This window comes from Enterocloster sp. 210928-DFI.2.20 (assembly GCF_020554465.1).
GTDB classification, from domain to species: Bacteria; Bacillota; Clostridia; order Lachnospirales; family Lachnospiraceae; genus Enterocloster; species Enterocloster bolteae.
In genome coordinates, this window is sequence record NZ_JAJCHK010000007.1 from 58,544 (window position 1) to 74,404 (window position 15,861).

Sequence of the window (15,861 nt, forward strand, 5' to 3'; positions counted from 1 at the left end):
GGAAACATTTTACAAAGGATTAGGAGGATAATTTATGTTTTGGATAGAATTGATTATCGTTCTGGCTATCATTTTTCTGGGGGTACGAATTGGTGGTACGTTCCTGGCGATGGCAGGCGGAATAGGAATGTTCATTATGACATTTATACTGCATGTAACACCTTCCGATCCGCCGATTACCGTTATTCTGATTATGATTGCAGTAATCTGTGCGGCAGCCACCATGCAGGCATGCGGCGGACTGGACTATCTTGTTAAAATCGCTGAGAAGATACTACGCAGAAACCCCAGGATGATTACCGTACTGGCTCCGGTTGTGGCTTATATTTTCACCTTCATGTGCGGAACAGGCCACATTGTATACAGCCTTCTTCCTGTTATCAATGAGATTGCCATTGAGACAGGCGTCAGGCCTGAACGGCCCATCTCAGCCTCGATTGTTTCATCCCAGCAGGCCATTACAGCGTGCCCGATTTCAGCGGCTACCGTGGCAGTCCTTGCTTTTATGGCTGAGGCCACAGGCTATGGCTCCGTCAATATCTTTACCCTGCTGCTTGTCTGCATCCCTGCTACTCTGGTTGGTACCGTGGTCTGCGCGCTTGCAGTTATCAAGAAGGGCAAAGAACTGGCAGATGACCCGGAATTTAAAGCCCGTGTTGCAGCAGGACAGATAGAGGATTATACAAAGGCAGAGAAGAAGGAAAGACCTGCCACAAAGGAAGCCAAGATTTCTGTGGCAATCTTCCTCATTGCCATGGCAGGCATTGTTTTGCTGGGCGCTGTGAAGCCTCTTGTACCTACACTTGCTGACGGAAACAAATTACCGCTGACAACTGTTATTGAAATCTTTATGCTGGTGGCAGCCGCAGCCATGGTGCTTATCACAAAGCTCGACAGCGACAAGGTTCTGGACCAGCCGGTATTCCGTACAGGTATGTTCGCAGTGGTACTGGCATTTGGCCTGTGCTGGCTGGTAAATACCTTTATCGGAGACCAGTCCTCCTTCATCACTGACAATATGTCGGCCCTGACCAACCAGTATCCATGGATTTATATTATTGCTGTATTCATTGTGGGAGCCATTACCACAAGCCAGTCCTCCACAACCATGATTATGGTGCCAATCGGTATTGCGCTGGGCCTTCCGGCTAACATCATAGTGGCTGGCTGGATTGCCTGCTCATCCAATTACTTTATTCCCGCTTCGGGACAGTGTGTTGCTGCCATTGCGTTTGACTCGGCCGGAACTACAAAAATTGGAAAATTCGTCCTGAATCACAGTTACATGGTACCGGGACTTGTGTGTACAGTGGTATCTGTGGCGGCAGCCCTGCTTCTTGGAAGCGTAATCTTTTAATGCAGTCCGGCAGCAGCCGGAGCCGTGACGGGTTTTATGACAGGCTCCGGTGCTGCCAGTTTTGTGAAAGCGCAGCTTGTGATATAGAAGGAGGCCTCATTATATGAAATTTGCTCCAATGAATTACCATTATTTACGTTATCCCATAAAAAAGTTCCTGGACAAAGTGGAGAGCTCTCCCTTTGACAGTATCGACCTTTACTGCTCGGCGCCCCAGCTTAACATTTTTGATTATTCCCTGAGCCGGCTGATTGAGCTGGACCGGGATATCAGGCAGAGAAACCTGAAGGTAATGGCTATGACGCCTGAAAATTGTGTTTATCCTGTAAATTTCTGTACCCAGGATCCTGTGACAAGGCAGTCCAGCATCCGCTATTACCAGAGAGCCATTGACACGGCGGAGTTCCTGGGATGCCCTAACATCCAAATCAGTACAGGCTTCGGTTATTTTGACCAGCCCAGGGAAGAGGCGTGGAAATACTGCCGGGAGTCGCTGGCACAGCTGGCCGTGTACTGCCAGAGGAAACAGGTCCGGCTTTTCCTGGAGGAGCTGAAGGTCACCACCACCAATGTCCTGATTACAAGCAAAGACATAGCCGGGATGCTGGATGAAATCGGCTCCCCCTGCATCGTTGGAATGGTGGATATGGACCAGATGACGTATGCCGGGGAGACAGTGGATGATTATTTCGACCATCTGGGAGAACGGCTTATGCATATACACTTCAATGACAGGGGGCATACGGTTCCCGGCCACGGGGATTTCCCTATGAAGGAGTATTACGATGCCATCAAGAGAAGAGGATACGATGGAACCGTTTCATTTGAAATCTGTGACCGCAGATATTACTGTGACCCGGATAAGGCTATCGACGACATCGTTTCCTGGATGAAGAAAAATACCCATGAATTAGGGGATGTAATAGAGGAGATATGATATGTGGATTCATGACATGTTTGGAGCAGATAAGCCCATTATCGCACTGCTTCATCTGGATGCCCTTCCGGGGGACCCGGGGTTTTGCGGGGACATGGATGTGGTGCTGGACCATGCGGCCCACGACCTCACGGCATTGCAGGATGGAGGCGTGGATGGGATTCTTATTGCCAACGAGTTCAGCCTGCCGTACCAGCCGGTGGCGGATATTGCCGTTATATCTGCCATGGCATACATAATCGGGAAGCTGAAGGACAGAATCAGGGTTCCTTTTGGGGTCAACGTTGTAAAGAATCCCATTGCGACCATTGACCTGGCGGCGGCAACAGGCGCCCGCTTTGGGCGGAGCTGTTTTTCAGGTGCATATATGGGAGAGTATGGGGTCTATGTCTCTAACAGCGGAGAGGCCGTCCGGCACAGAAAGGCTCTGGGAATGGAGCACCTTAAGCTCCTGTTTAAGGTGAATCCAGAGGCGGATGCCTACCTTGTGCAGCGGGATATCCAGGTGGTGGCCAGGTCCATTATGTTCGGGGATTTTGCAGACGGCCTCTGCGTATCAGGGGCAGCAGCGGGAGCAGAGCCTGACGATGTGGTTCTGTCCAGGGTCCATGAGGCAGCGAAGCAGAAGAATGTTCCGGTGTTCTGCAACACCGGGTGCAATCACCAGAATGTAAGGGAAAAGCTGAAACATTGTGATGCTGTATGCATTGGATCAGCCTTTAAAAAGGATGGTATTTTTAACCAACGGGTGGATGAAAAACGGGTCCGTGATTTTATGGAAATTGTCAAAGAGATCCGCGGGGAATCATAAGGAGATGTGATGATTGAAACAATATTTTATGGGAATTGACATTGGAACCTATGAATCCAGAGGAATGCTCATAGGGGAAGATTTCAGGGTGACAGCGGAACATACCATGGCCCATGGAATGAGTCATCCAAGGCAGGGGTGGTTTGAACATGATGCAGATAAGGTGTGGTGGGGGGATTTCTGCGGGATATCCAGACACCTGATTGAAGCCGGCGGTATTGCCCCGGAACAGATAAGCTGTATCGGAGCCAGCACCCTGGGGACGGACTGCCTGCCTGTGGATGAGCAGTGCAGGCCGCTGCGCCCGGCCATCCTGTACGGCATTGATTCCAGGGCTGACAAGGAAATACAGTGGCTCACCAGGCATTACGGCAGGGATGTCCGAAGGCTGTTTGGGCATCCCATCTGTTCCGGCGACACGGCCACGAAGATACTGTGGATTAAGAACAATGAGCCGGAGGTATACAGAAGGACCTATAAATTTCTCACAGGAAGTTCTTTTATCACGGCAAAACTGACAGGCAGGTATGTGATAGACCAGTTTTTGGCCAAGGGTTCCTTCCGGCCTCTTTACCGGGCGGACGGAACGGTCAATGAGGAGGAATGCGGACTTTACTGCAGGCCGGACCAGATTGCGGCCTGTGCATATTCCACGGATGTGGCAGGCCGTGTCACCAGGGAGGCTGCGGCCCAGACAGGACTGGCAGAGGGAACACCGGTTATCTGCGGTACCGGGGATTCCACATCGGAGGCAATCAGCGTGGGGCTGACAGAACCGGGAACTGCATTTTTCCAGTATGGTTCATCCATGTTTTATTACTACTGCGTGGATCGTATGGTGCAGGACTATATATCCTCCGAAGGAAACGGTTCTGTAAAAGGCGGAAAGGTATTTACCATACCAGGCACGTTCTGCCTGGGGGACGGCACCAACGCAGCCGGTACACTGACCCGGTGGGTACGGGATACCTTTTATGGGGAAGAGCTGGAAATGGAACGTAAGGGCGGGAAAAATGCATATGCAGTTATGGCAGGGGAAGCCGGTGAAATTCAGCCCGGCTCAGAGGGTCTGATGATTCTGCCTTACATATACGGGGAGCGTAGTCCCATACAGGACCCGCTGGCCACAGGCATGATATTTGGGCTGAAGGGAAGTCATACGAGGAAACATATCAACCGGGCGGCGCTGGAAGCTGTGGGATATTCCACGTTACAGCATCTGATGCTGTTTAGGGAAATGGGGCTTCCGCCGCATACCCTGATAACAGCCGGCGGAGGTACGAAGAATAATGTCTGGATGCAGATTATCTGCGATATGACCGGAATGCCCCTTCATATACCGGAAACATTCCAGTGTTCCTCCTATGGGGATGCCATGCTGGCGGCCCTGGGAGCGGGATGTTTAAAGGATTTTCACCAGCTTAAGGAGAAACTTCCAGAGGGAAGAATTATTGGACCGGACAGGGAAAACCATGAATTTTATCAGAGAAACTATCCCATATACAGGGATTTGTATTTGAATAACAGGGAACTGATGCACAGGATGCATATGGATAAGGAATAGCCGGAGCAGTTCCTTTGTGCTGGAAATGCGATAGACAGGGAGGCAACAGACATGGTAATAGATACGCATATACGCCCCGCGCTTTTTGGACCAATCTGCCGGGACAGGGACAGATTCAGAAAACGGTGCGATGAGATGAATTATCATCTGATGGGACCTTCGGACATGGATTTGCTGAAGAAGCAGTATGCCCTGGCCGATATACAGAAGATTTTCATGCTGCCGGATGACAATTCATCTAAAACAGGGGAACCAGCCATATCCAATGATGAGATAGCGCAGCTGGCAGCCTGTGATTCTGATTTTTTTATCGGGTTTGCGGCGGCGGATCCGGGAAGTAAGGATGGGGCGGATGAACTCAGACGTGCATTTGGAGAGCTGGGACTGAAGGGGTTGTATGTCAATACGGCCAGGCTTCACATGTATCCCTATGATGAGAGATTGACGCCTCTGTATGACATATGCAGGGAATTTGGCAGGCCGATTATCTTTCACTCAGGACTTAGCCTGGAACAGCAGGCATTTTCAAGGTTTTCCAGACCAGCTGATTTTGAGGAGATATGCTGCAGATATCCGGATATCAATATCTGCCTGACCCATGTGGGATGGCCCTGGGTCCAGGAGACAGCCGCCCTTCTTCTGAAATATGAAAATTGTTATACAAGCACGGCGCTGATGAATTTTGACGGCCCTTACCAGATATACCATAAGGTATTTAAGGAAGATATGGGGGAGCTGTGGGTGGAGCATAATATTTCCCGTAAAATCATGTTTGGCTCCGGTTCGCCCAGAATCCGGCCTGTCCGGTGCAAGCGGGGACTGGACAGTCTGGGGTTCTCTTCCGAAACCCTTGAGAACATATATTATAAAAATGCCCTCAGGTTTTTGGGACATGCATAAAAATGCCGGGCATACCCTTTGGGGATTGGAGGAATAGATAGATGGAGTTCAAACTAAAGGAAGCAGCTGTCTGCGCGGACCGGGAATTTGAGATGATTAAGATTACCCCTGAGGTCAGAGCGTTTGTGGAAGAAAGCGGGATTGAGAACGGGCTGGTCTATGTGATCACGGAGCATACCACCACAGGCATCACGGTCAATGAAAGCCTGGACTGTGTGGAAAAAGACATTATGGAATGCTTAAGCCGCATTGCCCCGGAGGACTATCCGTACCATCATAACCATTACCTGCCCACATACGGAACCATCGGAGGAAACACACCGGGTCATCTGAAGTCCCTGCTGACAGGAAATCACTGTGTATTTCCCATTGTGCGGGGAGAGCTGAAGCTGGGCCATGCAGCGGACATTTATTTCTGCGAATACGACGGAATCAAAATGCGCCATTATATGATATACGCTGTGGGGGAAAGGAAGGAATAGAACATGAAGCGGGCAATTGCAATGGCAGATAACTGCATTGATGTGTACTATAAGCTGGACCGGTATTACCTCACCGGAAACAGCATTGATTTTGCGCTTAATTACCGGGATTTGGGCGGTGATGTGACGGAGATGACCATTCTTGGCAATGACGTATTTGCCATGGCTCTGGAAGAACGCCTGAAGGAGAGGGGAATAGCCCTTCGCGTGCTGAAACGCGCGGACCGCCCCACCGGAATGGCCACCATGGATATTGTGGATGGGGATAAGAAGCATCTTCACTTTGAAGGGAATGCCATGGAGGAGATTGAACTTTCAGGAGAGGACCTGGAATTTGTGAAATCCTTTGATATTGTATACGCTGAGCGCTGGTCCAGGATTGACCGCTATATTAAGGAGTTAAAGCAGCCCGGGCAGATTTGGGTGTATGATTTTTCCAAACGGCTGGAGCAGGAGGGCAATGACCTGATATTGCCCTATCTTGACTACGCATTTTTCTCTTATGACCGGGACGACAGCTATATCAGGGACTTCATGGTAAAAGTGAGAAAAAAGGGCACCGGTACTGTGATTGCCATGTTAGGAGAACACGGCAGCCTTGCCTATGACGGGGACCGGTTCTATGAAAAGGAAGCAGAGAAGGTGCCTGTGGTGAACACGGTGGGAGCCGGGGATTCCTATATCGCAGCATTTACCTATGGCGTAAGCCTGGGGGAATCCATATCCCAATGTATGGACAGGGGAAAGAAGCGGGCCACGGAAATCATCCGGCAGTTCAATCCATATAAATAAAAGAAAGCGGGAAATGAAATGAAGGATTACAAAATAATTGCAGTGGGAGATAATGTCTGTGATAAATACCTTTCCAGAGGCAGGATGTACCCGGGGGGCCAGTGTGTCAATACATGTGTGTACGCCAAACTCAACGGGGCTTATACCGCTTACCTTGGAAAATACGGCAGTGACCAGGTGGCTGAATGTGTCCGGGATACACTGAAGCAGATAGGGATTGACGACAGCCATAGCCGCTGCCATGAGGGTGAGAACGGATTTGCCCTGGTGACACTGAAAGGAAATGACCGGGTATTTCTGGGCTCCAATAAGGGAGGAGTCGCCAGGGAGTATGGCTATGATTTTACAGAGGAGGATTTTGCGTATATCAGCCAATTTAATCTGATTTATACTAATTTGAATTCTTACATCGAAGATGATTTAAAGAGTCTTAAAGAAACCGGAGTTGCCATTGCCTATGATTTTTCCACCAGATGGACAGACGCGTATCTGGAGAAGGTGTGCCCGTATGTCACGGTGGCCATTCTTTCCTGCGCCCATTTGACCAGGCAGGAGCGGGAAACGGAGATGAAGAAGGTACAGTCCTATGGAGTTAAGGTGGTCCTTGGCACCATTGGGGAGGACGGATCCTATGTACTGTATGATGACAGTTTTTTGTATGCGCCCGCTGTCCATGCGGACGATGTGATCGATACCATGGGCGCAGGTGATTCTTACTTTGCAGCCTTCCTGTGCTCTTTGTTAGAAACCTCGCAGACAGGTGCTGTGGTGGAGGGTACAGAGGAGCGCATGAAGGAAAGACTGGTGGAAGCAATGGAGAGGGGAGCTGCATTTGCGGCTAAAATGTGCGCCAAAGAAGGGGCATTTGGCTACGGCGTGCCTGTTCTTGGGAGGACTGAAATATAGGAGCCAGGTGCCAGTGACATGTATCGCACGTAAGCGTCTGAAGAACAGGCGCTAAGTGCTCATAACCAGCCACTGCGCTAAGTGCTCATAATTAGGAGGAAATGATAATGAGACCGGATGTGTATGAAAATAATGGTGAAGGTATCCTGTGTGTTTATAAAAATGAAAAGTGGCTTGTCAGTATCAAGAACTGGAAGCCGGACAATGACATTGACGGTATTGCCCACCTGGAAATCCATCATTCTACGGATGAACAGTTTATTCTGGCAGCGGGAAAGGCGATTCTGATTACCGCAGCGAAGGCGGATGACGGGTTTAAGATTGAACTGACTTTGATGGAGCAGGGGAAGGTGTATAATGTGCCGGCAGAGTGCTGGTTCTATTCCATCACCCAGAAGGATACCAAGATGATGTATGTCCAGGATTCCAACTGCTCCATGGAAAACAGCGATTTCTGCGACCTTTCCGGGGATGAGATTGCGTACATACAGACCAATGCCCGCAGGCTGTTCGCACTGTAGACGGAGCGCCTATGGGAACGGAGTTTGTGCTGTTTGACTTTGACGGTGTTATTGCAAATACAGAGGAGAGCAATGCAGCATATCTGGAAAAGGCCCTGTCGGCCTTTGGAATCCAACTGACGGATGATGAACGGAAGGCTTTAATCGGTACCAATGACAAAGCCAGAATCGAGAGCCTGCTTTCCAGGTCTTTGGTCAAGGTCACGGCAGAGGACCTGGCAGGAAAGCGCCGGCAGGTGGGAAATACATACGAAAACAGCTGTATCCGCCCCATGCCGGGGGTGGTATCCCTGATTCAGGAGATACGGGGCCGGGGAATGAAGACAGGACTGGTGACCTCTACCTCCACCCGGCTGATTATGATTGCACTGAACCGGATGAGGATGACCGCGCTGTTTGATGTTGTCATATGCGGCGATATGTGCGCCAACCACAAACCGGATCCGGAGTGCTATAAAAAGGCAATGGATTATCTGGGAGCGGAGCCTTGTAAGTGCATTGTGTTTGAGGATTCCGCTGTGGGCATACACGCTGCCAGGCTGGCAGGAGCCCGGGTGGCGGCGTACCGCGGCTCGGGAATCCAGCAGGATGTAAGTGAAGCTGATTTGATTGTGGATTCATATGATGAGTGTAAGGATATGCTGGATGACATAATGCAGGGCAGAAAAATGCAAGACAGAATAACGCAGGGCGGAATAATGCCCTGTAAATAGAGTGACGGCAGATTGGGCCGGTTTTTCCTGTTGGGGAAAACCGGCTCTGTTTATTTTCATGGAAGCCGGAGAATAATGATTGGTAAATTTATATTGCCGGCGCAGGGGTTATGGGATAAAATATAGTAACGCTTAATATGGGAGGGAGACACTATGATTTTATCAGACAGGACACTATTTAAAATGCTGGAGGCAGGTACCTTGTCAATCACGCCGTTAGATAAAGAGCAGGTACAGCCGGCCAGTGTGGATATACGTCTGGGAAATACCTTCAGTATTGTGGAGGATTTATCCACGGGAGTCATTACTTTAAAGGATGAGGTCAGGTACAAGACCATAAATACAGATACATACATCCTTCTTCCGGGCCAGTTTGTGCTTGCCACAACCATGGAGTATGTTTCCCTGCCTGACAACCTGACTGCTTTTGTGGAGGGGAGAAGTTCCCTGGGGCGTCTGGGTCTGTTCATACAGAATGCGGGCTGGGTGGACCCGGGCTTTCAGGGGGAGATTACCCTTGAACTGTTTAATGCAAACCGATGTGCCATTGAGCTGAAGGCAGGACGAAGGGTTGGCCAGCTTGTGTTTGCGGAAATGGATGACACAGCCCTGAAACCATACAATGGAAAATACCAGGGGCAGAAGGGTGCCACCGGGTCGCGGGTATATATGGACTGACGGCCGGGCCGGACTTCAGGCAAAGAGACGCTCTGACTGGAACTGCTGCGTATATGATAATACATGACGGAGAACGTCCGCTCATTGATTGACGGAAGATATGGGGGCATGATATGATAGTACCAGTTACAAGGTTCGGCGGAGAATAAATATAAAATTGAAAAGGAGAAATAACATGGCATTCTATTTTGAGGAACCTTCCCGCACGTTCAGCGAGTATCTTCTGATTCCAGGCTATTCATCCACCCAGTGTATCCCTTCCCAGGTGAATCTGAAGACGCCTCTGGTAAAATATAAGAAAGGAACAGAACCGGACATATCCATCAATATCCCCATGGTTTCTGCCATCATGCAGTCCGTATCGGATGACAGGATGGCTGTTGCCCTTGCGCAGGAAGGCGGGATTTCCTTTATATACGGGTCCCAGGCCATTGAGAAGCAGGCTGAGATGATTCACAAGGTGAAGCGGTACAGGGCCGGTTTTGTGGTGAGTGATTCCAATGTATCGCCGGATATGACGCTGGCAGATGTGCTGGCCATCACGGAGGAGACAGGCCATTCCACCATTGCGGTGACTGCGGACGGACAGCCCAACGGAAAGCTGTTAGGCATTGTCACCAATAAGGATTACCGTGTCAGCAGGATGGGACCTGACACTAAGGTAAAGGACTTTATGACAACGCTGGATAATTTGGTTTATGCCGACGAGTCCACTACCCTGAAAGAAGCCAATGATATTATCTGGGAGCACAAGATTAACTGCCTTCCGCTGGTGAATAAGAACCAGGAGCTGGTGTACCTGGTTTTCCGTAAGGACTATGACACCCATAAAAAGAATGAGAACGAACTCATTGACAGCTCCAAGCGGTATATGGTGGGAGCAGGTATCAATACAAGGGACTATGAACAGCGTGTGCCGGCCCTGTTGGACGCGGGAGCGGATGTGCTGTGCATTGACAGCTCCGAAGGCTTCTCTGAGTGGCAGAAGATTACCATTGACTACATCCGGAAGAATTTTGGGGATTCGGTGAAGGTAGGAGCCGGCAATGTTGTGGACGGAGACGGATTCCGGTTCCTGGCAGAGGCAGGAGCTGATTTTGTCAAGGTGGGAATTGGCGGCGGCGCCATCTGTATTACCCGTGAACAGAAGGGAATCGGAAGAGGACAGGCCACGGCCCTGATTGAGGTGGCAAAGGCCAGGGATGAGTATTATAAAGAGACTGGCGTATACGTGCCCATCTGTTCGGACGGTGGTATTGTACACGATTACCATATCACGCTGGCGCTGGCCATGGGCGCTGATTTCATCATGCTGGGACGGTACTTTGCCAGATTTGACGAGAGCCCTACCAAGAGGGTGAATGTCAATGGAAGCTACATGAAGGAATACTGGGGCGAAGGCAGCGCCAGAGCCAGGAACTGGCAGCGCTATGATATGGGCGGGGATAAGAAGCTGTCCTTTGAGGAGGGCGTGGACTCCTTTGTTCCATACGCCGGCAGCCTTAAGGACAATGTGAACCTCACTCTGAGCAAGGTGCGCTCCACCATGTGCAACTGCGGGGCGCTTACCATTCCGGAGCTCCAGGAGAAGGCAAAAATCACCCTGGTATCTTCCACCAGTATTGTGGAAGGCGGGGCACATGATGTTATGCTGAGGGATAAGAGATAAAAGACAGAAGCTGAGAGATAAAGGCTGAAGAACAGAAAACTGAAAATAAAAAACAAAAGTTAAGAGGACTGCTGCAATGGATTGTTGCCGCAGTCCTTTTGAACAACTGGCAGGTATTAGAAAATGTTAACAGGACATTCTTAACGTCATTCAGAATACCGTCAATGCCGCAAAACAGAGTTGAGTGCCTTGATTTTCCGCCTGCAATTGTTTATAGTAACGGAGTAAGGGTTTAAGAAGAATGGAAAATGATTTTACATAGAGGAAAGGGGATTTTACAGATATGGATATCAGGATACGGGAGTATACAGAGGCGGACGCAGAAGATGCAGTCAGGATATGGAACCATATTGTGGAGGAGGGAGCGGCATTTCCGCAGCTGGAGCTTCTTACGGCAGAGACAGGGAACCGTTTTTTTTCAGAGCAGTCATTTACAGGGATTGCGTATGACGGTGGGGGAGGAGAAATCGTGGGACTGTATATTCTCCATCCCAATAATGTGGGGCGCTGCGGCCATATCTGCAATGCCAGCTACGCGGTTAAATCCCAGCTGCGGGGACACCATATCGGAGAGGCATTGGTGAAGCATTGCATGGAGCAGGGGAAAAAGCTGGGATTCAGGATACTTCAGTTTAACGCTGTGGTGAAGAGTAATGCTTCGGCGCTCCATCTGTATGAAAAGCTTGGATTTACACAGTTGGGCGTGATACCAGGAGGATTCCTTATGAAGGATGGGAGTTATGAGGACATCATTCCCCATTATCATGTCCTGTGACGTGCAGTGCCTTATATAGTATCCTGTTATCATTTTTAAAAATGTTCTTGCTTTTCATTTTTAATCATTATATGCTTTTTTCATACACCGGTGTACCTATAAACGTGAAGGAGCTTATATGATGCAAAATGAAAATTGGCCTGTCCCGGAGTGGCGGACAACAGATCCCGGGGAGCAGGGCATGGACCGGGCATTACCTGAAAAACTGCGTTCGGTTATCACATCAGAATACGCAAATACCAATGGCATCGTGGTGGTCAGAAATGGCTGTATTGTCTGTGAGGAGTACTTTCATGGCTTTGGACCGGATGTTCCGGTCCATGTGGCATCGGTGACTAAGAGCGTGCTGTCCGCGTTGACGGGCATTGCGGTGGACAAGGGATATATACCGTCTGTCAGCCGGAGGATAATGGAGTATTTACCGGAGTATGTTTCGGAAACACATAACAGGAACTGCGGGAATGTGACCATTGAAAATCTGCTGACTATGACGGTGCCCTATGCTTTTGAGGAATGGAAGGAACCCTTGGAACAGCTGTGTACATCTCCCGACTGGGTGGGATTCACCCTGGATATGATGAGGGATGAGAGGGAAACCGATAAACCCCGCAGGCATTTCCAATATTGTACGGCAGGAGCCCATCTTTTGTCCGCGGTTTTACAGCGGGCGGTTGGGATGAGTACCAGAGAATTTGCAAACCGCTATCTGTTTGAGCCTGTTGGAATGACGGTGATTCCGGATTATCCCATGGAAACCTATACATGTGACAGTCTGTTTGGGGAAGGAGTCAGGGGGTGGGTGCACGATCCTGACGGCGTCACCGCAGGCGGATGGGGGCTGACCATGACTCCCAGGGATATGGCTCGGCTCGGCCTTCTGTATCTGAACATGGGCAGGTGGAATGGAGCGCGTATCATTTCAGAATCATGGGTCCGTCAGTCTGTGAAGAGAACCTTCAGCCGCTATGGTTATATGTGGTGGCAGTTTGAGAAAAAAGGAGTGGCTGTCCACGCCGCCATGGGAGATGGAGGAAACATGATTTGCTGGGTTCCTGACAGGAACCTGGTGGCGGCGATTGCGTCCGGTTTTGTGCCGGAGGCGAAGAACAGGTGGCTGCTGGTCAGGGATTATATACTGCCGGCTGTTGAGGAAAACAGGGTGTGAGACGGGGCATATGAAAATCAGGGAAGAGTATACGTGCCCGCTGGAGCTGGTTGGGATGTGAGAAAGGGTAAGTATACAAATTAAATGGTAGGTGCAATTCACATAGAACAAAGGCTCAACGCAGCAGCGGCGGAATCCTCAGCATGTTTTCAGCTATAGGCTGTAGTGAAAAAGGCACGGCAGATACCGGCCAATGGTATCAACCAGTTCATCATTAGGGTGAACTGGTTTTTTTATGTCCTAAAAGGGCGCAAAATGCCCCAGGACCTATAAAACTAACATATGAAAGCATTACAAAAAATATATGCTAAAATACCATAAATTGTAAAATACCCCTACCTTCCCCATGGACATTCCTTTATGTTAGGATAATACAGAATGGCACAAAAAATGACAGGAGAAAGAAACGTATGAATATATATGGCGAATTTCAGGAAAAACTATGTCTGTTTCGAAATTATCTATTGGAGGAAGAACGTTCCGCTGCAACCATTGAAAAATATGGAAGGGATGTCCTGGCTTTCCTATCATGGCTGTCTGACCGTGAAGAGATTTCAAAAGAAGTGGTGGTTGGATATAAGCAGGCAATCATTGGGAAATACAAAACAACAAGCGCCAACAGCATGCTGGTATCTGTAAATCGTTTTCTGGATTTTATCGGAAAAAAGGACTGTCAGGTAAAACTATTTAAGATACAGAGAAATCCATTTCGGAAAAAGGATAAAGAGCTGACAAAAGAGGAATATAACAGGCTGATCCTGGCTGCAAAGGCAAAATCAAGCAGCCGCCTGTTTCTTATGATCCAGGCAATATGCAGTACCGGTATCCGTGTCAGCGAGCACCGTTTTATCACTAGGGAGGCGCTGGAGAGAGGAAGAATCACTATTTACAACAAAGGCAAGGAGCGCGTAGTCTTTCTGCCAAAGAAGCTGAAAAAATGCCTGCTCCAATACTGCAGACAGAATGGAATCTACTCCGGACCTGTTTTTGTCACCAAAAATGGTACACCGGTTAACCGTTGTAATGTATGGGCAGAAATGAAGGCATTGTGCAAAGAGGCCGGGGTCAGCCCGGAAAAAGTTTTTCCGCATAATCTGCGCCATCTGTTCGCGGTTACTTATTACCGGATGCAGAAGGATATCGTGCATCTGGCCGATATCCTGGGCCACTCCAATATTGAGTATACCAGAATTTACACATTTACCAGTGAAGAGGAGCATGCCCGTGTATTGTCAAGGATGTGCCTGCTGATATAAAAATGACCAGAACATAATATACATTATGTCATGGTCATTAACATGGATATCCTCATCCCGTTTTTATTATGCATCTAAAGTCAGCTTTTTTCAATAGTTTTCCAGTTTCTGGCCTCTGACTTTTCATTATTTTTCCCAAAACACATGAGCAGAGTTAAATTTGGATATAGCAAAGGTTCCCGATGAAAGCTTTTTTATTCTTTTCATCGGAAGTCTATTACATAATGTATATTATGTGATATCCTCAGCAGACGCAGCTTTTAAGAAAACCAATGATATAAAAAATAATTAGCAAAACTGGTGAAAGCTAGTGACGCAAAGCTACAGGGATTTCTCTCTAAAAAGAGGTGTCAGCCAGCTGCATGATTTGTGAAGCCGGCCTGTGTATGCAGCGCAGGCTTTATTATTGTATGTTTTACTTAATCCTGATATGCCGCCCTCCTTAGATCCGGGACCATGGAGTGGACGGGGCTGAGCATTGGGGGGAGGCGCATAGGAAAATGGAACATGATAGGAACCAGTTTATTGTGAATGTGTTTACAAATGGGGCTGCTCCGGAAGAGAAAAGAGGGGATTCACAGGAACATGACATGGCTTATATAGAGTCCTGCCGGGAGATGTTCCGGCTCAGGCAGAAGCTGCAGCATGACATTTCTTCAAAGGAGGAAGGCAAATGAGCAGAGACAGGAAGATCTCAGTCCGGTCCGTTATGGGCGGGATATTGTGCGTTATCTTTATACCGGTGATTTTTATAAACCTGACATTGATTATCAGCACCTACACAAAGCCCGGTGAGATGCCGGGAGTATTTGGTATAAAACCTGTTATTGTCCTGTCCGGCTCCATGGAGCCGGTGATACAGACAGGGGATATGATATTTTTACATAGTACGGATCCGGCCCGGCTTCAAACAGGTGACGTGATCTGTTATCTGGACTCCGGCCAGGCCATTACACACAGGATTGTAGGAATTCGGGAGGGAGAGGATGGGCAGGTACGGTATGTCACGCAGGGCGACGGGAACAATACAGCAGACCGGCAGGCCGTAAGCGCGGACCAGGTACAGGGAATCTGGCGCGGAGGTAAAATTCCCGGGATGGGTAGTGGGATTATGTTCATGCAGTCTGCAGCCGGAATGATTCTGTTTATGATATGCCCGTTGTGCCTGTTTATTCTGTGGGATATCTGGAGAAGAAGGCGCCTTGACAGGGAGGAGGCAGAACACAGGGCTGCTCTGGAGGCAGAATTGAGAGAATACAGGTCCAGAGAAAAGGGAGATCCGGACAGTAAGTGAAATTAGGATGCACCGGCTGATTTCACAGGCACAGTGTGAGA

Annotated in this window: 17 protein-coding genes and 1 riboswitch; all 17 genes read left to right on the top strand. The window is 49.0% G+C overall.

From position 1 onward, the window contains the following. Positions 1-34: 34 nt before the first annotated feature. The 17 genes from LI015_RS08865 to LI015_RS08945 all read left to right on the top strand — a co-directional run bounded on the left by LI015_RS08865 (position 35) and on the right by LI015_RS08945 (position 15,820). Complete coding sequence (locus LI015_RS08865; protein WP_002565541.1) at positions 35-1,357, top strand: anaerobic C4-dicarboxylate transporter family protein; 1,323 nt, start codon at positions 35-37, stop codon at positions 1,355-1,357. 103 nt (positions 1,358-1,460) lie between these two features. Then, on the top strand, positions 1,461-2,294 hold the full coding sequence (locus tag LI015_RS08870; RefSeq protein WP_002565540.1) for a sugar phosphate isomerase/epimerase family protein: 834 nt from the start codon (positions 1,461-1,463) through the stop codon (positions 2,292-2,294). 1 nt (position 2,295) lies between these two features. After that, positions 2,296-3,105: a BtpA/SgcQ family protein gene (locus LI015_RS08875; protein ID WP_002565539.1), complete on the top strand. Its 810-nt coding sequence runs from the start codon at positions 2,296-2,298 to the stop codon at positions 3,103-3,105. A 13-nt stretch (positions 3,106-3,118) separates the two neighbouring features. Beyond that, entirely contained in the window at positions 3,119-4,669 is a 1,551-nt protein-coding gene (locus tag LI015_RS08880) for an FGGY-family carbohydrate kinase (RefSeq protein ID WP_227124603.1), read from the top strand. Between the two features lie 51 nt (positions 4,670-4,720). Then, positions 4,721-5,569: an amidohydrolase family protein gene (locus LI015_RS08885; protein ID WP_227124605.1), complete on the top strand. Its 849-nt coding sequence runs from the start codon at positions 4,721-4,723 to the stop codon at positions 5,567-5,569. 41 nt (positions 5,570-5,610) lie between these two features. Beyond that, a complete protein-coding gene (locus tag LI015_RS08890) occupies positions 5,611-6,051 on the top strand; it encodes a secondary thiamine-phosphate synthase enzyme YjbQ (RefSeq protein ID WP_002565536.1) in 441 nt (146 codons plus the stop codon). Between the two features lie 3 nt (positions 6,052-6,054). After that, a complete protein-coding gene (locus LI015_RS08895; protein ID WP_117626875.1) occupies positions 6,055-6,843 on the top strand; it encodes a PfkB family carbohydrate kinase in 789 nt (262 codons plus the stop codon). Positions 6,844-6,861: 18 nt separating this feature from the next. Further along, positions 6,862-7,749: a fructoselysine 6-kinase gene (locus LI015_RS08900; RefSeq protein WP_002570603.1), complete on the top strand. Its 888-nt coding sequence runs from the start codon at positions 6,862-6,864 to the stop codon at positions 7,747-7,749. Positions 7,750-7,856: 107 nt separating this feature from the next. After that, entirely contained in the window at positions 7,857-8,270 is a 414-nt protein-coding gene (locus LI015_RS08905) for a cupin (protein WP_118018515.1), read from the top strand. A gap of 11 nt (positions 8,271-8,281) precedes the next feature. Continuing rightward, positions 8,282-8,983: an HAD family hydrolase gene (locus LI015_RS08910; RefSeq protein WP_118018513.1), complete on the top strand. Its 702-nt coding sequence runs from the start codon at positions 8,282-8,284 to the stop codon at positions 8,981-8,983. 153 nt (positions 8,984-9,136) lie between these two features. Next, the gene (gene dcd, locus LI015_RS08915; RefSeq protein ID WP_002565531.1) at positions 9,137-9,661 is read left to right on the top strand and encodes a dCTP deaminase; all 525 of its coding nucleotides are present in this window, start codon (positions 9,137-9,139) and stop codon (positions 9,659-9,661) included. A gap of 175 nt (positions 9,662-9,836) precedes the next feature. Continuing rightward, entirely contained in the window at positions 9,837-11,330 is a 1,494-nt protein-coding gene (locus LI015_RS08920) for an IMP dehydrogenase (RefSeq protein WP_002565530.1), read from the top strand. Positions 11,331-11,613: 283 nt separating this feature from the next. Then, the gene (locus LI015_RS08925) at positions 11,614-12,105 is read left to right on the top strand and encodes a GNAT family N-acetyltransferase (protein ID WP_119205704.1); all 492 of its coding nucleotides are present in this window, start codon (positions 11,614-11,616) and stop codon (positions 12,103-12,105) included. 118 nt (positions 12,106-12,223) lie between these two features. Next, a complete protein-coding gene (locus LI015_RS08930) occupies positions 12,224-13,270 on the top strand; it encodes a serine hydrolase domain-containing protein (RefSeq protein ID WP_227124607.1) in 1,047 nt (348 codons plus the stop codon). Between the two features lie 410 nt (positions 13,271-13,680). After that, positions 13,681-14,526: a tyrosine-type recombinase/integrase gene (locus LI015_RS08935; protein ID WP_002565527.1), complete on the top strand. Its 846-nt coding sequence runs from the start codon at positions 13,681-13,683 to the stop codon at positions 14,524-14,526. A 280-nt stretch (positions 14,527-14,806) separates the two neighbouring features. Further along, positions 14,807-14,892: riboswitch (cyclic di-GMP riboswitch) on the top strand. A gap of 134 nt (positions 14,893-15,026) precedes the next feature. Then, positions 15,027-15,203, top strand: a complete 177-nt coding sequence (locus LI015_RS08940; RefSeq protein WP_002565526.1) for a hypothetical protein — start codon at positions 15,027-15,029, stop codon at positions 15,201-15,203. Continuing rightward, a complete protein-coding gene (locus tag LI015_RS08945; RefSeq protein WP_002565525.1) occupies positions 15,200-15,820 on the top strand; it encodes a signal peptidase I in 621 nt (206 codons plus the stop codon). The genes LI015_RS08940 and LI015_RS08945 overlap by 4 nt, the downstream gene beginning before the upstream one ends. Positions 15,821-15,861: the final 41 nt, after the last annotated feature.